This is a genomic window from Paenibacillus sp. FSL E2-0177, assembly GCF_037992975.1.
In the GTDB taxonomy this organism is placed as follows: Bacteria; Bacillota; Bacilli; order Paenibacillales; family Paenibacillaceae; genus Paenibacillus_AQ; species Paenibacillus_AQ odorifer.
The window spans coordinates 5,274,704-5,295,100 of sequence record NZ_CP150307.1; the positions used below are offsets into that span (position 1 = coordinate 5,274,704).

20 protein-coding genes and 1 other annotated feature (1 of these 21 running past the window's edge) are annotated in these 20,397 nt (G+C 46.8%); all 20 genes read right to left on the bottom strand.

The window, feature by feature from the left end:
• Positions 1–228 (bottom strand) — a binding site (T-box leader); it reaches 47 nt to the left of the window's first position.
• 185 nt (positions 229–413) lie between these two features.
• On the bottom strand, positions 414–926 hold the full coding sequence (locus tag MHI25_RS23600; RefSeq protein ID WP_051491297.1) for a DivIVA domain-containing protein: 513 nt from the start codon (positions 924–926) through the stop codon (positions 414–416).
• A gap of 227 nt (positions 927–1,153) precedes the next feature.
• A complete protein-coding gene (locus MHI25_RS23605) occupies positions 1,154–1,936 on the bottom strand; it encodes a YlmH/Sll1252 family protein (RefSeq protein WP_339169298.1) in 783 nt (260 codons plus the stop codon).
• Between the two features lie 9 nt (positions 1,937–1,945).
• Positions 1,946–2,212, bottom strand: a complete 267-nt coding sequence (locus MHI25_RS23610) for a YggT family protein (RefSeq protein ID WP_036683616.1) — start codon at positions 2,210–2,212, stop codon at positions 1,946–1,948.
• A 7-nt stretch (positions 2,213–2,219) separates the two neighbouring features.
• Entirely contained in the window at positions 2,220–2,660 is a 441-nt protein-coding gene (gene sepF / locus MHI25_RS23615; RefSeq protein WP_036683619.1) for a cell division protein SepF, read from the bottom strand.
• Positions 2,661–2,671: 11 nt separating this feature from the next.
• Positions 2,672–3,358: a YggS family pyridoxal phosphate-dependent enzyme gene (locus MHI25_RS23620; protein WP_340394477.1), complete on the bottom strand. Its 687-nt coding sequence runs from the start codon at positions 3,356–3,358 to the stop codon at positions 2,672–2,674.
• A 3-nt stretch (positions 3,359–3,361) separates the two neighbouring features.
• Positions 3,362–4,219 carry a peptidoglycan editing factor PgeF gene (pgeF, locus tag MHI25_RS23625; RefSeq protein ID WP_340394480.1) on the bottom strand — a complete coding sequence of 286 codons (858 nt, stop codon included), beginning with the start codon at positions 4,217–4,219 and terminating at the stop codon, positions 3,362–3,364.
• Positions 4,220–4,323: 104 nt separating this feature from the next.
• Positions 4,324–4,668 (bottom strand): YlmC/YmxH family sporulation protein, encoded by a 345-nt coding sequence (locus MHI25_RS23630; protein WP_036683628.1) that lies wholly within the window; start codon positions 4,666–4,668, stop codon positions 4,324–4,326.
• A 130-nt stretch (positions 4,669–4,798) separates the two neighbouring features.
• Complete coding sequence (sigG, locus tag MHI25_RS23635) at positions 4,799–5,581, bottom strand: RNA polymerase sporulation sigma factor SigG (protein ID WP_036683631.1); 783 nt, start codon at positions 5,579–5,581, stop codon at positions 4,799–4,801.
• A gap of 78 nt (positions 5,582–5,659) precedes the next feature.
• Positions 5,660–6,382, bottom strand: a complete 723-nt coding sequence (sigE, locus tag MHI25_RS23640) for an RNA polymerase sporulation sigma factor SigE (protein ID WP_036683937.1) — start codon at positions 6,380–6,382, stop codon at positions 5,660–5,662.
• 92 nt (positions 6,383–6,474) lie between these two features.
• A complete protein-coding gene (gene spoIIGA / locus MHI25_RS23645; RefSeq protein WP_076129086.1) occupies positions 6,475–7,422 on the bottom strand; it encodes a sigma-E processing peptidase SpoIIGA in 948 nt (315 codons plus the stop codon).
• Between the two features lie 268 nt (positions 7,423–7,690).
• Complete coding sequence (gene ftsZ / locus MHI25_RS23650) at positions 7,691–8,812, bottom strand: cell division protein FtsZ (protein ID WP_076129065.1); 1,122 nt, start codon at positions 8,810–8,812, stop codon at positions 7,691–7,693.
• A gap of 61 nt (positions 8,813–8,873) precedes the next feature.
• Positions 8,874–10,136 carry a cell division protein FtsA gene (gene ftsA, locus MHI25_RS23655; RefSeq protein WP_076136520.1) on the bottom strand — a complete coding sequence of 421 codons (1,263 nt, stop codon included), beginning with the start codon at positions 10,134–10,136 and terminating at the stop codon, positions 8,874–8,876.
• A gap of 343 nt (positions 10,137–10,479) precedes the next feature.
• Positions 10,480–11,235, bottom strand: a complete 756-nt coding sequence (locus MHI25_RS23660; RefSeq protein ID WP_076129061.1) for an FtsQ-type POTRA domain-containing protein — start codon at positions 11,233–11,235, stop codon at positions 10,480–10,482.
• Positions 11,236–11,300: 65 nt separating this feature from the next.
• Positions 11,301–12,584 (bottom strand): UDP-N-acetylglucosamine 1-carboxyvinyltransferase, encoded by a 1,284-nt coding sequence (gene murA / locus MHI25_RS23665; RefSeq protein WP_036683642.1) that lies wholly within the window; start codon positions 12,582–12,584, stop codon positions 11,301–11,303.
• A 205-nt stretch (positions 12,585–12,789) separates the two neighbouring features.
• On the bottom strand, positions 12,790–13,902 hold the full coding sequence (murG, locus tag MHI25_RS23670; protein ID WP_076278780.1) for an undecaprenyldiphospho-muramoylpentapeptide beta-N-acetylglucosaminyltransferase: 1,113 nt from the start codon (positions 13,900–13,902) through the stop codon (positions 12,790–12,792).
• A 5-nt stretch (positions 13,903–13,907) separates the two neighbouring features.
• Positions 13,908–15,005, bottom strand: coding sequence for a stage V sporulation protein E (gene spoVE / locus MHI25_RS23675; protein WP_036683647.1), 1,098 nt, complete (start codon positions 15,003–15,005; stop codon positions 13,908–13,910).
• 49 nt (positions 15,006–15,054) lie between these two features.
• The gene (gene murD / locus MHI25_RS23680) at positions 15,055–16,476 is read right to left on the bottom strand and encodes a UDP-N-acetylmuramoyl-L-alanine--D-glutamate ligase (RefSeq protein WP_076185248.1); all 1,422 of its coding nucleotides are present in this window, start codon (positions 16,474–16,476) and stop codon (positions 15,055–15,057) included.
• Between the two features lie 3 nt (positions 16,477–16,479).
• Positions 16,480–17,445: a phospho-N-acetylmuramoyl-pentapeptide-transferase gene (mraY, locus tag MHI25_RS23685; RefSeq protein WP_036683653.1), complete on the bottom strand. Its 966-nt coding sequence runs from the start codon at positions 17,443–17,445 to the stop codon at positions 16,480–16,482.
• 21 nt (positions 17,446–17,466) lie between these two features.
• Complete coding sequence (gene murF / locus MHI25_RS23690; protein WP_036683655.1) at positions 17,467–18,873, bottom strand: UDP-N-acetylmuramoyl-tripeptide--D-alanyl-D-alanine ligase; 1,407 nt, start codon at positions 18,871–18,873, stop codon at positions 17,467–17,469.
• Complete coding sequence (locus tag MHI25_RS23695) at positions 18,870–20,357, bottom strand: UDP-N-acetylmuramoyl-L-alanyl-D-glutamate--2,6-diaminopimelate ligase (RefSeq protein ID WP_038572864.1); 1,488 nt, start codon at positions 20,355–20,357, stop codon at positions 18,870–18,872. Before MHI25_RS23695 ends, murF begins: the two co-directional genes overlap by 4 nt.
• Positions 20,358–20,397 lie beyond the last annotated feature (40 nt).

A 20,397-nucleotide genomic window follows, 5' to 3' on the forward strand; every position in this document is an offset into this window, starting at 1 on the left:
AGCACATCCTTAAGGGGAGTGTATTCAGCACAATCTCAGTCCTGCGCGTAAATCTTGTGCACAGGTCCGGTGTAACGTCCGGCAGACGGTTAGGCTTACGCACGATCAACGCTTCAGCTTAACTTCTAGGGGAAGATCTTCCGGCAGGGTTCGAACAATCGGCTCGCAGCAATCGCCGACTCTCTGGAGAACGTTACCTTGTCGTACTTGTCCCGTCATCGAATACATATAAATATTATTCAGATATGTTCTATTTATAGACTTTTTGAATCTAAATGTCAACAACCATTCGCCCAATCTAGCTATTATGAGGGTACTTGCACATGGAGTTCACTTTATTATGGTCTATTTTATCGGAAAATAAAAATAGAGGGAATAGCTCCCTCTATTTAGCCAATTATCGTCTGAAACCTTTAGATGCGATGAAGAACATCATCCTTGAAAGCTACGTTCTCGCTCGCCTCACGACTCTCTAAGGCATTCCAGTCATCCTGTGATAACAGCTCCAGCTGAGCTTCCACTAATGTCCGGAAACGAGTGCGATAGATCGAAGCTTGCTTGCGCAATTCTTCAGTCTCAATAGCAACCTTACGGGATTTGGATAACGCTTCGTTAATAATACGATCGGCGTTTTTCTCCGCTTCCTTGATAATGAGCTGGGATTCCTTCTTGGAGTTGTTCTTCACATCATCCGCCGCTTCCTGAGCGACTAAGATCGTCTTCGATAAACTTTCTTCAATATTCACAAAATGATCCAGACGCTCTTGAATAGACAAAAGCTGATTCTGCAGTTCCTTGTTCTCACGGATGACGCTTTCGTAATCCTTGATCACTTGATCCAGAAATTCGTTGACCTCGTCCTCATCATAACCGCGAAGTCTCCGAGAAAACTCCTTGTTATGTATATCGAGCGGTGTTAATGGCATGCTGTGCACCTCCTAGAAATTTCGGACCTTCTTTATCTCTAAATCGCAACTAAGCGGCAGACAAAGAAGAAAGACTGTACTTCAAGTAAAGGCAGAAGGTGTTCCTGTGTTCCGCCTGCCATTCATGGTCCGCCTCTTCTTAAAAGTATCGGCGTCCAGCTTAAAAAATGTTTGATTCCCTCGAAATAATCAATTTCGACAAGTAAGACCGTATTCCTGCAAGGGATTCACACAAATTTACCAATCTGAACACGGTATCGGCCCTTTTTCGTCAAACTGCCGACCTCTAGAACCTTGAAGCGACCAAAGCCTTGAATAGATACCATGTCACCATCCTTAAGACCGCAGGATGGGTCTTCCTCCACTTTCCAGTTTACCCGAACACGTCCAGCCTTGATGGGAGCAAGAATTTTGCTTCGGCTAAGCCGTGTTACATCTGCGGCAATGCCATCCAATCGCAGGGATGCTACAGTCAAATCCATCAATTCCAGCTTAACCTCACTATTACGCAAGGCGGAAAGGGGTAATACTTCCGTACTTACCTGTATCCGGTGCACTCCAGTTAAATTCATAGCTAAATAATCTGCAATATCAGCAGCGACTACAACATGACAACCATCGTCCAGAACATGAATATCACCGATTTTGCCTCGTTTAACGCCCAGCCCCAGAATAGAACCCATGTAGTCCCCGTGCTCCAGAGACAGAAACTTCTGCTCCCCTGAGGTTATTGCAAGCACCTTCAGCTCCATGTCTTCCTGATCCAGGTCACGATAATCAGGAGCGACAAGCGCTCGCTTCCGCTCTGCCTCAGCATGTCCACCTTCCCATTTAACAATCACATCAGGATGGCGGTTAACTAAAGTTTGCAAAATAAAACCTTGGCGGGGATCGAGAAATTCAGTTAATTTAGTCTCATGATATTCTCCAGCGTTGGTAACCCATTCGAAGGCCTTGTCCACAAATTGACGTTCATCGGGATGAAAATGCCCGTAAACTTCGTTCTTCATCACAATTGCCTAAAAAATCAAATGCAGGATAGATTTAAGTCCGCCTGCAGCGAATTCCAAGACAAGTAATGCAATAATTGGAGAGATATCAAGTGTACCGAAGAGCGGTGGAATAAACCGTCTGAAAGGTGTTAAATACGGCTCTACGAGTTTGCTTAGCAGTTCTCCAATGAAGTTATCACGAACGTTGGGTAACCAGGACATTAGCACATAGAAAATAATCATGTAAAAATAAATGTTAAACAAAATATCGATAATGTAATCAATTTGAAGCAAAGCCCATTCACCTCATTCTGTTATAGTCTTGATCGTCACCTAGGATTTCTGTAATGGAGCCTTGAATTTCAACAGTATCTGGAGTGCACATAAATATATTGCCCCCAATTTTAGAGATTCCTCCCCCAAGGGCATAAACAGTTCCGCTGAGAAAATCAATAATTCGCATTGCTTGATCATTGCGAACACGCTGCAGGTTAATTACTACCGTCCGATGCGAACGGAGATGATCAGCAATCTCCTGTGCCTCATCATATGAACGTGGTTCATATAATACAACCTTGACATTTTTTTGCGAATGGATACTGACAACGTTGCCCCTCTGATTTTTGCGGGTTTCTACAGGGGCCGGCTCATACTCATCCTCTTCGTGGATTTGCTCCCGCTCCACAACTTCCTCTTCCTCCTGCAAGCCCAAAAAACTCATAAATCGGTTCATAACGCTCATCACGATCCCTCCTAATGGCCTACTAACACCGTACCCAGGCGTACCCAGGTGGCTCCTTCCTGTATCGCCACTTCAAAATCATTCGACATTCCCATGGACAGCTCCGTAATCGGCTCAGGTGTCAAAGCAAGTTGATTAAGCTCATCGCGCAGCTCACGAAGTCCGCGAAATACAGGACGGGTAAGCTCTGAATCACCTTCTAAAGGTGCCATCGTCATAAGTCCAATTACCTTAACGCGGTCCAAACTAGCGATTTCACGTAAAAATCCAGGTACTGCCTCAGGTGACAGACCAAACTTCGTATCTTCGCCAGAGATATTCACTTGAAGAAACACATTCACTTCCTGATCAGCGGCAAGCGCCTTTTTGTGTAATTCTTGCGCCAGAGACATCCGGTCCAAAGAGTGTATATATTGAAATTTGCCAATAACGTCTTTAACCTTATTGGTTTGCAAATGCCCGATAAAATGCCATGTCCCTTTGTCCCCTAAAACCTTCCATTTGTGCTCAGCATCCTGCCAGCGACTCTCAGCAACATGCTCTAGGCCTGCCTCCAATACGGAGGATACCATTTCCAGAGAAACATATTTCGTCACTGCAATTACCTTGACGTCATTACGATCCCGGCCGCTTGCCGCACAGGCACGTGCTACACGTTCCTCTACCTCAGCAATTCTCTCCTGCAGTGTTAAAGACAACTTTCAACTCTCCTTTATTCCGATCCAGCTCGTCATTCTGCCTGTAATACCGTTTTCTTTGCGATAAGAAAAAAACAAATCACGATTACAGCTTGTACACCATGTTGTACATTCGATATGAGTCGGCAATATTCCTGCTTTTATCATAATGCGTCGATTCATTTCTTTCAAGTTTAGCAAGTATTTACTCTGATCAGTCTCTGAGGCTCTGTAAAGCTCCACAGCATCGAAAGTTTTTATCCCCTCATTCAAGCTGCCCTCCAGCTGCCGAACATGCTCCATCACATAATCATCCACCTCATAACAGCAGTCGCCAATGGATGGACCGATCGCTGCCACAATATCATGTGGATGGCTGCCGTATACCGTTTGCAGCTTACTCACCATAGCTGCGGCAATCTGAGCCACCGTTCCTTTCCAGCCTGCATGCGCAAGACCAACGACTCTACGCACGGGATCATAAAAATAAAGGGGCACACAATCCGCATAAAAAGAAGTCAACAAAACCCCAGGCACATCCGTCAGCAGACCATCCGTAGCTTGAAATGCCGATGCTCTGTCCTGTTGTCCCCGCCCACGGTCTACTTCCCTTACTACAGCTATCTCTGCCCCATGAGTTTGTTCTCCACAGGTCCATGCTTCCGGCTTGAAATCAAGAGCTTCGGCAAGCGCTCTCCGATTGCTCAGGACATCTTCAGGAGCATCCCCAACGTGAAACGCACAATTCAGGCTGTCATAGGGCACCTTGCTAGCCCCTCCCTGTCTACCAGTAAACCCCGCTGTAATTTCGTTATGCTCCACTCGCCAAGGCTCCAGATGGAGCAGCATAAGCATTTCTTTCCCCTGCACAAACGGTTCCATTTCCTCACCTCCGCCTTAGTGTACCACATGTAAATACCCGTACAAAGTGACGGTTAAGCCTGATCGCCTAAATTCTTAAATAAAAAAACAAAAAACGCACCTAATTAATAAGTGCGCCGTTCGCTGCGATCTCCCCGTTCCAGATACATCGTTTCACGCTCTTCCTGTCCCGGAGACATCCGCGACTCTTCAATCTTCACGAGTACTACATCGGACCCGATCTTAACTATATTCCGCCATGGAATAATCAGATCTGTCCCGCCTCCGAACAATCCCATAAACCGAGTGTATCCGGGTATAACGATGGCATCAATGACACCACGGCGCAAATCAAGCTCCAGATCACTAATCTGCCCCAGCCGCTTGCCATCTACAATGTTGATAACATCCTTCGTCTGAAAATCTGAGATTTTCATTTTTTTGGCAGACCCTTGATAATCCTCATTCATCTCACCACCCCTGTACAATCCGACCTATAGTCCAATATATGATCCGGAAGCTTGTCAACATGCATTAAAAAGAGGAGACAACCCAAAATCCTTAACCCGGATTCTGGAATATCTCCTCATGGCTACTGCTCTAAGATTTCACGTGTTTTTGCATTTGCTGAATCGCAGATTTCTCCAGACGTGAGACCTGTGCCTGTGAAATGCCAATCTCATCTGCGACCTCCATCTGTGTTTTCCCTTCGAAAAACCGCATGGATAAAATTCGTTTCTCCCTTTGTCCTAACTTACGCATCGCTTCACGTAATGCAATTTCTTCGATCCACGACACATCCTTATTCTTATCGTCGCTAATCTGGTCCATTACATAAATAGGATCGCCGCCGTCATGATAGATCGGCTCGAATAAGGACACTGGATCCTGAATGGCATCAAGAGCAAAAACAACATCTTCCTTCGGCACACCCAGCGCTTCTGATATTTCGAATATCGTCGGTTCCCGCGAGTTCTGATTGGTCAGACTATCGCGTACCTGGAGAGCCTTGTAGGCGATATCTCTGAGAGAACGTGATACCCGAATCGGGTTGTTATCACGCAGGTAACGCCGAATCTCACCGATAATCATCGGAACCGCATATGTGGAGAATTTAACGTTTTGTGATAAATCGAAATTATCGATGGCTTTCATCAGACCGATGCAACCCACCTGGAACAAATCGTCAACAAATTCCCCCCTATTATTGAACCTCTGGATAACGCTTAGAACAAGTCTAAGATTACCGTTTACCAATTTCTCTCTGGCGGATCGCTCGCCCTGCTGCTGCAGCGAAGTGAACAGTTGCCGCATTTCCACATTCGTTAGAACAGGCAGCTTAGCAGTATCCACACCGCAAATCTCGACTTTATTACGGGTCATGATGATTTACCTCCCAAGGAGAAACATTACTGTACATTATCTCCCGGGCTCGCCATTTTATTCCTTGCTAATTTCACCTTACACCATCTTGTTAAACTCCTTGCGCAGCCGCTTGATAATTCTTTTCTCCAGCCGCGAAATATAAGATTGGGAGATGCCGAGCAGATCAGCCACATCTTTTTGTGTCTTTTCTTCGCCTCCGCGCAGGCCAAATCTCAGCTCCATAATGAGTCTTTCCCGATCACTCAGCTTTTCCAGTGCCTTTTGCAGCAGCTTGCGATCAACCTGTTCTTCTATGTTCCGATAAATGGTATCATTTTCCGTTCCTAATACGTCAGAAAGCAATAATTCATTGCCATCCCAATCAATATTAAGCGGCTCATCAAAAGAAACCTCACTCCGTGTCTTGCTGTTCCGCCGCAGATACATCAAGATTTCATTCTCTATGCAGCGGGATGCATAAGTAGCCAGTTTTATTTTTTTCTCAGGATCAAAAGTGTTCACAGCCTTAATTAAGCCAATAGCGCCAATCGAAACCAGATCCTCGATATTGATTCCGGTATTCTCAAATTTACGAGCGATATATACTACCAAGCGAAGATTGCGCTCAATCAACATCGCACGAACAGCTGCATCGCCGCTTGACAGCCGCTGAAGCAGATATTCTTCTTCTTCCCGTGTCAGCGGTGGAGGAAGTGCCTCACTCCCGCCAATATAATAGATTTCCTGACTCTTCAGCCCTAGTAGAAACAGCATGCGGTAATATTGCAGCTGCAGAGCAATTTTCCATTTGACCATTATTTGTTCCTCCTCCAAGAAGTGCACGGTTCGCGTGTGAAGCTTTCAAATCCCGCTTTCAGCCATCAGAAGTTTGGTTCAGCTAGCTTTAAAGATTAGGAAGGCAGTGCTGCAACAGTAGCGCTCTCTTTTTGAGTCAAATCAGGATGTATTACAGCCCGATAGGCTCCATCCCCCGACAATGTCCCACCATCCAGCCCAATCAAGACTCTTTTACAATAAAAGATATCTTCACCAAGCTTTATCGTCACCTGATCAGGCTTCAGTGCGAGCATAAATGATGCCCCCCGGTTAACTCCCCTGTAAGGCACCAGTCGCATCCTGTCCTGCCAAGCAAACGACTGCCCGTCCGTTTCTAGTAAAAGTTTGTCCGCTCCGTCCTGAGTGAGTCTACCTTTCCATGTTTCAGGCAGATGTCCCTCCCAGAGCGAAGATTCCATAACCATCACCGGTATGCGGGTCAAAGGATCACAAAGCCGGTTACCTGTGTCTAGCAGGCCGGGACAGGAAACAGTCACTCCATCAATTTCTACTACCACCTCACCGATATAGGTTTCAAGCTGCTCCCTTCTGATTCGTGAGGAGTGCACTGCCTTGAAGCAGATTAACACCAGGGGAAATACTGCAATTACAAACCAAAAGCCAATCTTTAGGCGGTAAGCATGCCCTCCTGAAGCAGTGAACATAATACCATTCCAAATATCACCGGAGCTCTGCAGCAAATAGTGAATACCTACAATCCCACCAGCCGCTGCGAAATTGATAATATAAAAAGCTCCCATAGTGCGAAGGTAGCTTTGCAGACTCCCAAAACCAAAGGCAATCCATAGCATAACCACCGACAATCCAAACTTAATGAGGAAGGTATACATGAAAGACAACTCCGGCACAAACATCATCACCACATACAGCGCACCAACCAGAGCTGAGAGGACTAAGCGCCACCATGATATCCTAAGCTTGACCATCCAGCCTGTCAGCCACAAAAGAATTCCGTCGATCACTAGATTGGCGGCGAATATCAAGTCAATATAAACAACCAGTGCATTCACCTGCTTACTATGGCGGAATCTATCCTGTAGCCAAAATAGATCAGGCTCTGTTTTTTTGGACGATATGATTAGTATAAAAAGTCTCGCATTCAAAGTCTGTCTAAACTTGGGGGGCATTCTTAAGGTTTTTTTGTCGAGTTATAGCGCGGGAGGGTTTTATTCCTACTGAACAGCATTTCACATAAAAAAAGCACCGCATTGCCCTAGCTCTATTAGCTGGGGAATACGGTGCTTCATATCTCTTAATAAAAATATTTAATTAGTCATTGTTGCCACGATTACGGTTACGCAGGAACGTCGGAATATCTAATTGATCTGACGTATTCTGATTCCCGAACGGACGCAGATTAGCAGCGTTCTTATCCGGTGCTGCCGCTGGCTCGTTATTCGTCGAGACCGGACGGCGTCCTGGTGCTTCAGGTGATGGTTTATGTTCAAAGCCAGTAGCAATTACTGTTACTTTGATATCATCCTTCAGGCCTTCATCAATTATCGCACCAAAGATCATATTCACTTCAGGATCAGAGGCGGATGTAACAATCTCAGCCGCTTCATTGACTTCGTATAGAGAGAGGTTAGATCCTCCCGTAATGTTCATAATTACGCCGCGGGCGCCTTCAATAGACGTTTCCAAGAGTGGGCTCATGATGGCTTTACGTGCTGCTTCAGACGCACGGTTCTCACCATTTGCAATACCAATACCCATAAGGGCTGAACCGCGCTCTGTCATGATCGTCTTTACATCCGCAAAGTCAAGGTTAATCAGACCAGGAACCTTAATTAGGTCAGAGATACCTTGAACAGCCTGCCGGAGAACATTATCTGCTTCACGGAAAGCTTCCAACATCGGTGTTTTCTTATCAACAATTTCAAGCAAACGGTCATTTGGAATGACGATTAGCGTGTCGACTTTTTCTTTCAAAGCTTCGATTCCAAGCATTGCCTGGTTATAACGTTTTCTTCCTTCAAAAGTGAACGGGCGAGTCACTACACCCACAGTCAGGGCTCCACACTCTCTAGCAATTTCAGCTATAACTGGTGCCGCACCTGTACCTGTACCGCCACCCATTCCTGCAGTAACAAATACCATATCTGCACCTTTAAGGGTATTCGAAATCAGATCACGGGATTCCTCCGCTGCTTTCTTACCGACTTCAGGGTTGGCGCCTGCACCCAAACCGCGGGTCAGCTTGTCCCCAATCTGCAGCTTGTGCTCCGATTTGGCCATATGCAACGCTTGGGCGTCTGTATTAACCGTAATAAATTCTACACCCTGAACGCCGTTTTCAATCATCCGGTTGACAGCATTACTACCTCCGCCGCCCACGCCGATGACTTTTATTTGCGCCAAGCTCTCCATTTCAAAATCAAATTCTAACATATTGTTCCATCTCCCCCTCAATGTGCTTGGATGGCCGGTCCAAGTATATCTGGACTTACACTTATATAAACTCGCTAAACATATTTTTTAGACGCTCCACAAATCCGGGCTTCTGAACAGTTTCCTGACTCGGAGTGGCGTTCTGCTTGCTCCGGTTGACCGTCTTTTTGTTGCTGCTTCCACCACTGTTTCTTCCACGGAAACTACGGACAACATTATGCAGAATACCGACACCGCCGGTAAACCCAGGGTCCCGTACACCGATATAATCCGGCACGGCGATGCGTACAGATGCAGCCAGCTCGGTCTGAGCAGCCTTCAATACACCCGGCATCGAGACAGTCCCACCTGTTAGTATATAACCTCCAGGCAGTTCACTGTAACCAAGCCGTTTAACTTCTTGACGAATCAGGTGGAATATTTCTTGCACCCTTGGCTCGATAATGGCCGCCAGATCCTCTTGGTTAAATTCCTTCTCCACGTTACTGCCAATGCGCAATACCTTGAAGACAACGTCTGAGGCTGCATCGTCAATCCAAGCACAACCATATTTAAGTTTTACCTTCTCCGCTTGATCAGTAAGTGTCCGAAGTCCGTAGGCAATATCATTGGTTACGAATTCTCCTCCGATCGGAATCGTGGAGGTTGCACTAAGAGAACCCTCTTCGTATATGGCTATTGTTGTTGAGCCCGCACCGATATCAACCAGAACAGATCCCATCGATTTCTCGTCCTTGGACAGCGCCAATCCACCAGCTCCAAGAGACATCAGCACAAGATCCTTTACCTTCAGCCCTGATTTCTCAACACAGCGTAGTAGATTATGTATTGGCGTCTTAGCACCCGTAATGATTGTTGCCTCAACTTCCAGACGAACACCAATCATTCCGCGCGGGTCTTGAATTCCTTCAAGACCATCGACGATAAATTGTTTGGGAACAACATCAATCACTTCACGCTCCGGAGGCATAGCAATGACTTCCGCAGCTTTAATTACGCGATCGATATCATCATCGCCGATTTCACGATCCTCATTCTGAACGGCCACAACACCGTGGCTGGATTGCAGGCCAATATGATTACCGGAAATGCCTACATAAACCTCTGATATTTGAATACCCACCATCTGCTCTGCATGATCTATAGCACTTTTGATCGATTGCACAGTTTGGTCGATATCTACAATCGCGCCTTTACGTATTCCTTCCGAATCGGCAGATCCAACGCCAATAATATTAAAGGTTCCATTGGTAACTTCCCCAATTATTGCCCGAACTTTGGATGTACCGATGTCCAAACTAACAATGATGTCATTGTTGCTCAAGTCCTATGGCACCTCCTGTTATAATCATAATTAATTGCATTACCTTATCCCGGTCCCGGGAAACTTCTCTGTACATATTCAACATACCTAATCCTTTCCCTCTTTTTTCTACAAATTTTTTGAACGGAATAATATTCCAACATCCCCAAATGTGAATAGTTACTCATATGTTATTGTAAAAATAGCAATTATCACAAGAAATATCGGCCTAATTGGTCATTTCAACCAAATATAGTACTATATCTCAAAAAAATCGAAGAAAAAAGAGGGATATAGCTTATTGCCCGTAACTCCGATTGTAGCATTTTTTTAACTCTATTAGTAGGGACTATTTACCTCCACACTACTCTTGCGCAACATCTTCTTCATCGCTTACAACCTGAAAGGGAACATATGAATCGGCTTCTAGCATTTTAATCAGTCCAGGCTGTTCAGTCTCTATAATCTGATTCAAATAGGACACCTTGCTCTTTAGCAATGAGATGGCTGTAATCACCTCAAAACGGGATCTAGTATAGAGCTTGATCCGGTCTGGAAAAGACAAGGTCGGCGAGGGAACAATCTCAGAGATATCACTTGTCAATTCATTAGGAATGCTTGCTAATGCTTGACATAGCTTAGCCTTATTCGGATCTTCCGGGTCCCAGTTCGTTAATATGGGTTTCTCAACGGCAATTCCTGTCTCATTAACAGGGACTGCAGCTCCACTGGATAGAATTGCCTTCAAGAGGCCTCCCTGTTCCAGTTCATAGGCTACCGCTGGAAATTCCTCAATCTTCACTGTGATCACCCCGGGGAAATCCTTCTGCACGCTGACGTCTTTAATCGTCTTAAGCTTCAGCAGAGATTCTTCCACAGCTTTCGTTGATACAGCAAAGAATTGCCCACCTATTTTAATTCCACTTTGTGAGAGTAGCTCTTCACTAGTAGAATACTTACTACCTTGAAAATCTATCACTGTAATATGGCTAATAGACGATCTAAAAAAAATCACAGCAAGAAGCGCAGTGAACAGCAGCAGCAGGATCGCCGTAATCTTACGGCTCATTTTTTTCTTAGGCTTGTCCTCTTTAAGAAGAGGTAATCGGGTTGTAGTCATTCTCATATTCTCCGTAATAAGGCCCTGTCTCCTTCTCTGGGAGATCTGGAAGGAGACAGGGAGCTTTAATTGGCCAAATCAAGTGGATCCGTTACAGGCACCTTACGGCTTATACGCGCGCCAAGCTTCTGAAACAGCTTCTCTATTCCATCATAACCACGGTCAATGTGATGCGCTTGCTCAACGACCGTAGTCCCTTGTGCAGCAAGCCCGGCAATGACCAGAGCTGCACCCGCCCGCAAATCAGTAGCTTCCACAGTAGCACCATACAATCTCTGAACGCCGCGAATAAACGCACGATTCAAATCGATAGAAATGTCAGCACCCATCCGGGCCATTTCTTCCACATGTTTGAACCGTCCCTCAAACACCGTCTCCTTGATCACACTAAAACCATCGGCGAGCGACAGCAGCACCATGACCTGAGATTGCAGATCCGTCGGGAAAGAAGGATAAGGAGAGGTTACAATTCTCTCAACCGCACGCGGACGCCCCATGCAACTGACATTAATTATATCATTGCATACTGTGATTTGAACACCAGCCCGCTTAAGCACATGAATAAGCGAAGTCAGATGCCCGGCGTTCGTATGTGTCAAGGTCACATTCCCACGTGTAGCTGCTGCAGCAATCATTACAGTTCCAGCCACTATCCGGTCTGGGATTACCTCGTACGTACAGGGATATAAGTTTTTGACACCCTGGATCGTAATGGTATCCGTGCCTGCACCGATAATCTGAGCACCCATACTATTCAAAAATTGCTGTAGATCCTGTATTTCCGGCTCTCTTGCTGCTCCCGATATCGTCGTTGTCCCCTCTGCCTTGGCGGCAGCCATCATAATATTCTCCGTGGCTCCAACACTTGGATAGTCGAGATGAATATCACTCCCTACAAGCTTTGAGCCCCGACAGGATATTCGTCCGTTGCTTTCCTCGATCTCCGCCCCCAGTGCTTTAAGACCCTGCAAATGAAGATCGATTTTACGCTCCCCGATCGCACAGCCACCAGGCTGATAGATCGTTACCTCACCAAATCTGGATAACAGCGGTCCCATTAAAAAAATGGAAGATCTCATCTGCCGCATCAAATCCTCAGGTACATGAGATGTCCCCACGGCTGACGTATCTATCGTCACCGTATCCTCTTGATGCACGCACCTGCAGCCCAGCCGATCCAAGATGTCTAGCATAGTCTCGATGTCCAGCAGCTTCGGCACATTATGCAGTGAGTGAACTCCTTCGGCCAGCAGGCTTGCCGCTAGAATCGGCAGCGCCGCATTTTTTGCTCCATGGATACGAATGGTGCCTGACAGGGGACTTCCACCCTCAATCACCAATTTGTCCAATGTATCACCTCCGAGATTACCGCTCACCCACCACAAACACTTCCGATACAAGGTCATATGAAATGTACAAGATTATCCTGCACTACCTTTCAGGTTAGGAAGTGTCCTGGGTGATTGTCACGATTATAGGATTATCCTATGTTCGTTCCTCCAAGTGTGTGACAGAGAGCTGCCAATAAGGAAAAACCTCTCAAAGGTTAATGGCTTAAGACTGTTTACCGGCTAGTCTTCGGAGTTCGTTAGTGACAATGGCAGCAGAATCCCTTTTGCCCAGTCGTCTGGAAGCCTCGGACATTTTTTGGCGTACAGCTTCAGTTCCAATGATTGCTTGCACAGCTTCATAAAGCGCCTTACCATTCAAATCCTTCTCAAGCAGCACCACAGCGGCCCCTTCGCGTTCCAGCTGTCTTGCATTCGCCTCTTGGTGATTATTCGTCACATTAGGAGAAGGGATAAGTACAGAAGGAATGCCCAGCGCTGTAATCTCAGCGAGAAAGGATGCCCCCGCCCGATTTACGATTAAGGAGGTACAAGCCAAGACCTCCGGCATATTGTGAACATAAGGTAGGACATGCAGCCAGTTCGGTGTGCTACCCAGCTTCTGACGCAATTCAGCACGGGTATCCTCAAAATAAGGCTCACCTGTAACGTAAACATAATGAACACCATTACCCTTACCCACAAATGGGGCCATTTCAATCATGGCTTTATTAATAGCCTTAGCCCCTTGACTGCCGCCAACAACCAAAACAACCGTGCTGTTATCCGGAATGCCCAGCGAGGCAAACCCCCGTTGTGAACTAGCCGTAGTAACCGTCGTTGCCCGAGGATTACCTGTGTAGATTACGTGCTTGCTCCCCGGAAAAGCAGATTCTGTCCCTTCAAAGCTTACGGCCACTGTACTCGCGTAACGACTTAGAAAACGATTTGTTAAACCAGGGATAGCATTTTGCTCATGGATCAAGGTTGGGATGCCCAGCCGGGATGCAGCGTAAACGACCGGACCACATACATAACCGCCTGTACCAATTACAACATCAGGCTTAAACTCTCTTAACATTTCTTTGGAAGCCTTAACGCCCTTTAAAAAACGCATCACCGTCTTGACGTTGTCCATGGACAGCTTGCGCCGAAAGCCAGTGATGTCGATAGATTTGAAAGGGATATTCTCTTGGGGAACGAGCTTGCTCTCTAAGCCACGCGTTCCACCAATATACAGGAAGGTAGATTCACTATCTTCTGATTCCAGTTGTCTAGCAACAGCGACTGCGGGATAGATATGACCACCCGTGCCTCCGCCGCTTAATACGATACGCATGTCTTTCACCTCGCATAACGGGATAAGTTCAATAGAATGCCCAGGGAGGTTAACATCAGTGTAAGTGAAGAACCTCCATAGCTAATCAGAGGAAGTGTGATGCCTGTTACAGGCATTAGACCGATGACCACACCAATATTAATAATGACTTGCACAGCCACCATACAGACGATGCCAACGGCCAAATAGCTTCCAAAACGGTCAGGCAGACTCATCGCCACCTTCATTCCGCGCCAGATTAGAATAAGAAACAGGATCAACACAGCCAAACCACCGATAAACCCCAGTTCCTCGGCCAATATAGAAAAAATAAAATCGGTCTGCGGCTCAGGTACATAACTGTACTTCTGCCGGCTCATTCCAAGTCCGAGACCCCCGAGCCCTCCAGGCCCAATCGCGTATAGCGACTGAATAATCTGGTAGCCTGCACCGAGGGGATCGGACCAAGGATCAAGAAAAGCGGTGATCCGCTGCAACCGGTAAGGTGCTGCGGCAACCAAAGCAACAAACCCAGCCACCCCAGCTACTCCTAGTGAGAGTAGATGTTTCATTCTTGCCCCAGCTGTAAAGACCATCATTAAGGCTGCGCCAAACATAACGGTACCTGTACCCAGATCCGGCTGGAGCATAATCAGTGCAAAAGCTGATCCGATAAGCGCTAACGGGGGAAGTAAGCCACGAGTGAAGGAGGTGATATCATACTCTTCTTTTCCCAGCCAATTCGCCAGAAATAGAATCATCCCCATCTTCATGAACTCGGAGGGCTGAATCCCGAAGGAGCTGATTCCGAGCCAGCTGCGCGCTCCCCCGCGAACTACACCAATGCCGGGAATAAGCACCATAACGAGCAGGATAAAGCAGACAATCAGTGCCGGCTTAGCCAGCTTTTTTAACACTTTGTAGTCTGTATTCGCTGTAACAAACATTGCAACAAGTCCCAGTCCTGCAAACAAAAGCTGCCTCTTTACAAAGTAAAACGAATCTCCATAATTGCGGAAGCCTAAAACAGATCCGGCGCTGTATACCATCACCATGCCGATCACCAGCAAAGAAAGAATGGGAATCAGCAACCAAATATCGGGAGCATGACGAGTTTTGTTCATCAGGAGCACACCTCTTGCATCCGTAGTAGGGGCTTATCCACCCCCCTACTTAAAGGTTATGCACCGCCTCTTTAAAAATACACCCGCGCTCTTCATAGGATGTAAACATATCCCAACTAGCACATGCAGGAGACAGGAGAACGATATCTCCTTCTTCCGCCAGAGCGGAAGCTTCCCGCACAGCTGCTTGCAGCACGGCGGCGGCGCTCTCCCCATTATCGACGGAGATAATCTGCTTTAATCCTGCCAGCTGTGCTACATTTATTAGCTTGTCCTTGGTTTGTCCTAACGCCACCAAAGCTTTGACGCGTCCGCTCAGGACAGGCAGCAGCTCCATATAATCGGAGCCGCGGTCTAATCCGCCAGCAATCAATACCACCGGCCGCTGAAACGATGTCAAAGCCGTAATTGTCGCTTTGGAGTTCGTTGCTTTGGAATTGTTATAATAAGCGGCTCCAGCCTTATCAGCTACATACTCCAGGCGGTGCTCCACACCGCGAAAAGAAGAAAGCACTCCGCTTAATAGAGAGGGGTCCGCTCCAGCGGCAATAGCAATTCCACAGGCAGCCAGCGCATTCCCCACATTAAAGCGACCCGGAAGGGCGATGGAATCTACATCCGCGATTATCGTTTCCTTGTCCGCAGATTCGCGATAGATAATGTGGCGCTTCAGCTCATCATCTTGCCCCGTAATGTAGGACGGGCTAACAAATACTCCATGAGGCAGCTCCTCAAACAAGGAGAATGGAAGAATCGAAGCCTTCATATAGGGTACAAGTTCCCGGCAGACAGGATCATCCCAGTTCAGCACTGCTGTATCCGTAGCTAATTGATTAGCGAACAGCTTGGTTTTGGAATCCACATAATCTTTCATGCTTCCATGATAATCCAGATGGGTCTCTGCAATATTCAGCAGACAGCCTATCTTAGGCCGGAAGGTCTCCGTTCCTTTAAGTTGAAAGCTGCTAAGCTCAACTACCATCCAATCATCCTTTGTAGCCTCTTGTGCAGCCTGACAGAGAGGCGTACCAATGTTGCCCGCAACTATAGGGTTCATTCCCGCAGCTTCCAGCATATGGCCTACCCAGGTCGTCGTTGTCGTCTTACCATTGGAACCCGTGATCCCGATCATCGGCGCTGCACAAAGTCGATAAGCCACCTCTACCTCTGTGACCACTTCAATTCCAAGCTCAATTGCCTTTTGTACAGGGGGCGCAGAATAAGGAATGCCTGGATTCTTGATTACCAGACTTACACCTTCATGAATAAGACCTTCCGGATGCCCACCGCATATAACACAAATTCCCAAAGATTCCAATTCGGAAGCTTCGGGACTTTGATCTCTTTCCTTTTTATCGTTCACCGTAACTACAGCGCCGCGTTCATGCAGCACTTTAGCCACCTGGACACCGCTTTTAGCAAGCCCAAGAACCACAACTTCTTCACCACGATACTTATCTGGATGTTTCATTCTCTACAACCCCTTGCTAATAAATAGTCCCACAGCAGCCAACACCAAGCTAACCGCCCAGAACGAAATTACCACACGCCACTCCGACCAGCCACCAAGCTCAAAATGATGGTGAATCGGGCTCATTCTGAATACACGTTTGCCACGGGTTTTAAATGAAACGACTTGAATCACAACGGACAACATTTCAATTACAAAAACACCGCCAATGATGAGAAACAGCAGCTCACTCTTCGTGACAATAGCAATAGCACCTATCGCGCCACCAATACCAAACGAACCCGTATCCCCCATAAATACTTTAGCAGGGTGGGCATTAAACACAAGAAAGCCAAGTACAGCACCAATCATGGCCGCAGCACATACACCTGCCGCAATAGACGTAGCCTGCATTGCCACCACCGCGTATGCGGCCAAAGCAATGGCGCTAACCCCAGACAACAGTCCATCGACTCCATCTGTAAAGTTAACGGCATTCGTCACTGCCATCATCATAATAATGATGAATGGATAATAGAACCAGCCACCCCAATCAAAGCTGAAATCAGTACCTGGAACGCTGATACTTGTACTGTGTCCGGCATAGATCAGAAGACCGCACATTAAAGCACCAACCAGCAGCTGTCCAAATAACTTTTGACGAGCTGTGAGCCCTAAGGAACGCTTAAATACAATTTTGATATAGTCATCCAAAAATCCAATCAATCCAAAACCAAGCGTAGCTACAAGCAGTACATAAAAATCTGTATTCACCACAGAAAATTTCAGATAAGACAAGGTAAAAGCTACGATAATCACGATACCGCCCATAGTCGGCGTTCCCGCTTTCTTCAAATGGGTTTGCGGTCCGTCATCTCGCACCTGCTGTCCGAATTTCATCCTGCGCAGAAGCGGAATGAAGAGCGGAGCGGCAATGACCGCAAGGATAAAGGAAACAGCAATAGTCAATAACAATAGTTGATAATCCATGGGTACACCCCCTCCAATGATTTAGGTCTGTTGAATATCTTTATTTAGGCTCTGAAGCACTTCCTCGAGCTTCATCCCTCTTGATCCTTTAAATAGAACAATATCCTTAGCACTGCATTTCTCTAGAAGGACAGCGGTTAGTTCCGCTTTATCTGTAAACGCTTTGACGCGCTCTTTGCCGAATTTCTCTTCTGCTGCTTTGGCAATATGAACGGATAATGGTCCGTAAGTACATACAAAATCAGTTAAGGAAGGGTCAAGGTAGTAGCCTATTTCTTGATGAAATTCTACTTCCTCCGGCCCAAGTTCCAGCATGTCCCCGAGCACAGCGATTTTATTGCCACTGCATTTCATAGATTGCAGGACATCTATAGCCGCCTTCATAGAAGTAGGGCTGGCATTATAAGCATCGTTTAAAAGCGTAAGTCCGGAGGAAGTCCGAATCACTTCAATCCGCATGCCCGTCAACTTGAGCTTGCTCAGACCGTCCTTCATATTCTGCTCCGTAACCCCAAAATGACGAGCAACCGCTAGTGCAGCCAGAGCGTTAACAACGTTATGCTGACCTGGCAGCGGTAATGTAAAAGCATGTTCCTTATGACGGCTTGACGTGAACGTCATGCCACCAGTATGGGACATCATCCCTGTTGGATAATCATCATTATCCTCATTTAGACCAAATCGGAAGGTTCTCATCCCTTCTGGAGCCTTAAAAGTGGACTCTTGCATTACCTCAGTCAGCAGCGGTTCGTCACCATTATAAATCAGCAATCCCCCCGGCTTCAGCCCTTCAGCAATCTCCAGCTTGGCGCGGGCTATTTCTTTACGTGACCCCAGCTGCAGTAAATGCGACTCGCCTACATTAGTAATTACCGCTACGTCTGGTTCAGCCAAAGAAGCCAGCAGAGCAATTTCTCCCCGCGAGCTCATCCCCATTTCAAGTACAGCGATCTCTGTATCCTCAGCCATGGATAAAATAGTAAGCGGAAGACCGATATGATTATTGAAATTTCCTGCTGTCTTATGCACTTTGAACTGCACTTCAAGCAGAGACATAATGATATCTTTTGTTGTTGTTTTCCCGTTGCTGCCCGTAACAGCGACAACCTGTGGAGCCACTTCCTTCAGATAAGCAGCGGACAACTTCTGAAGAGCCTCTAGTGTATCTTCAACAATAATAACTCCGCCACCTTCAGGTACCGGTCCTTTATCGCGTTGCCACAAGGTTGCACCCGCACCAGCAGCCAGTGCTGCGGCAGCATAGTGGTGACCATCGAATTTGTCTCCAGATAGAGGCACAAACAGGCAGCCGGGTGTGATCTTACGGGAGTCGGTAACGACTCCCGTAAGGGTTGTATTCATAGCTTCGACAGCAGCAGGTTCCCCTGCGCACATGGCAGCAATATTTTCAAGCGTTCTTGTAATCAATAGTTTCGGCCCCTTATAACTTCTTTAGCGACGATGCGGTCATCGAAATCATGAACCACTCCGCCAATCAGTTGATAGGTCTCATGACCTTTCCCCGCAATCAATACTACATCGCCAGGGCTTGCCATTTCAATAGCCTTCCCGATAGCTTCTCGGCGATCAACAATCATATGATACCGGTCAGAGGTGACTCCATCCTCTACTAGTCCTGCTTCTATATCCTTCAAGATTAGTTGAGGGTCCTCCGTCCGAGGGTTGTCAGAAGTTACGAATACCATGTCGCTATATCGTGCAGCGATCTTCCCCATTAATGGACGTTTCGTCCGGTCTCTGTCACCGCCACAGCCAAATACTGTAAGCACTTTGCCGGTAGCAAATTCGCAGACCGTTTTTAATACATTCTCTAGCCCGTCTGGTGTATGTGCGTAGTCAACGATAACAGCAAATTCCTGACCTTCGTCCACTGACTCCACCCGTCCAGCTACACCATCGATTGCCTCAAGACTAGTCTTGATATCAGCCAGAGAGACATCTTCCAATAAAGCAGCTGTAATCGCCGCGAGTGCATTGTAGACATTGAACTTACCAACCATACGGAGTGAAATGTCCGTCTTCCCCTTAAACGTATCTACATGGAAAAAAGTTCCTTTTGCAGTGATCGATATTTGCGAAGCTCGGACATTAGCGTTGTTATCAATGCCATATGTAATCACTTCCGCCGCAGTTTGGGCTGCAAAATATTGACTGGCTTCATCATCCGCGTTCAACACAGCATATTTGCGTTCTTCCTTCCACGGAGAGATCACATTTCCCAATCTGGAGAAAAAGAGCCCTTTAACCGCCCGATACTCCTCCATTGTATGATGATAATCCAGATGATCTTGGGTTAAGTTCGTAAAAATTGCCGTACGGAAGTCCGCACCCTTCACACGTCCTTGCTGAAGTGCGTGAGAGGATACTTCCATTACGCAACATTCCACACCTTTGGAAGCCATATCATGAAGGGAACGCTGCAGATCTAGCGATTCTGGAGTTGTGCCTGACATAGGGTAGCTTTTGCCGTCATAGCGCATTTGAATCGTTCCAATCAGACCTGTCTTCATATTCTGATCCTGCATAATCCGCTCAATGAGATAAGTCGTTGTTGTTTTGCCGTTTGTGCCCGTCACTCCGATCATTCTCATCCGGCTGCTAGGTGAGCCAAAGAAAGCATTCGACATGACAGACATCGCAAACCGGCAGTCATCCACAACAATCTGCGGGATATCAAGCTCCAGCTTGTGCTCACATACAATAGCCGCCGCTCCGGAGGCTACTGCTTGCGGCGCATATTTGTGCCCGTCCACGGTGTGGCCAGGCAAACAAATGAATAGATCTCCCGGGCCTACACGGCGGGAATCCGTCTGAAGATCAGTAATCTCCACATCTCCATCCCCGTATAGTTGCGAAGTAGCAAGACAAGCAGATAATTCGTTAACTTTCATAGTAATCCCTCACTCTACATTTTCGGATACGAGCTGAAAC

Coding starts and splice junctions, on each gene's coding strand:
- ftsZ (WP_076129065.1), bottom strand. CDS start 8,812: ATGTTAGAATTTGATTTTGAAATGGAGAGCTTGGCGCAAATAAAAGTC.
- sepF (WP_036683619.1), bottom strand. CDS start 2,660: ATGAGCGTTATGAACCGATTTATGAGTTTTTTGGGCTTGCAGGAGGAA.
- spoVE (WP_036683647.1), bottom strand. CDS start 15,005: ATGAACAAAACTCGTCATGCTCCCGATATTTGGTTGCTGATTCCCATT.
- MHI25_RS23630 (WP_036683628.1), bottom strand. CDS start 4,668: ATGAATGAGGATTATCAAGGGTCTGCCAAAAAAATGAAAATCTCAGAT.
- pgeF (WP_340394480.1), bottom strand. CDS start 4,219: ATGGAACCGTTTGTGCAGGGGAAAGAAATGCTTATGCTGCTCCATCTG.
- MHI25_RS23600 (WP_051491297.1), bottom strand. CDS start 926: ATGCCATTAACACCGCTCGATATACATAACAAGGAGTTTTCTCGGAGA.
- MHI25_RS23695 (WP_038572864.1), bottom strand. CDS start 20,357: ATGAAAGTTAACGAATTATCTGCTTGTCTTGCTACTTCGCAACTATAC.
- MHI25_RS23660 (WP_076129061.1), bottom strand. CDS start 11,235: ATGACTACAACCCGATTACCTCTTCTTAAAGAGGACAAGCCTAAGAAA.
- sigG (WP_036683631.1), bottom strand. CDS start 5,581: ATGACCCGTAATAAAGTCGAGATTTGCGGTGTGGATACTGCTAAGCTG.
- murG (WP_076278780.1), bottom strand. CDS start 13,902: ATGCGTATCGTATTAAGCGGCGGAGGCACGGGTGGTCATATCTATCCC.
- mraY (WP_036683653.1), bottom strand. CDS start 17,445: ATGGATTATCAACTATTGTTATTGACTATTGCTGTTTCCTTTATCCTT.
- MHI25_RS23605 (WP_339169298.1), bottom strand. CDS start 1,936: ATGAAGAACGAAGTTTACGGGCATTTTCATCCCGATGAACGTCAATTT.
- murD (WP_076185248.1), bottom strand. CDS start 16,476: ATGAAACATCCAGATAAGTATCGTGGTGAAGAAGTTGTGGTTCTTGGG.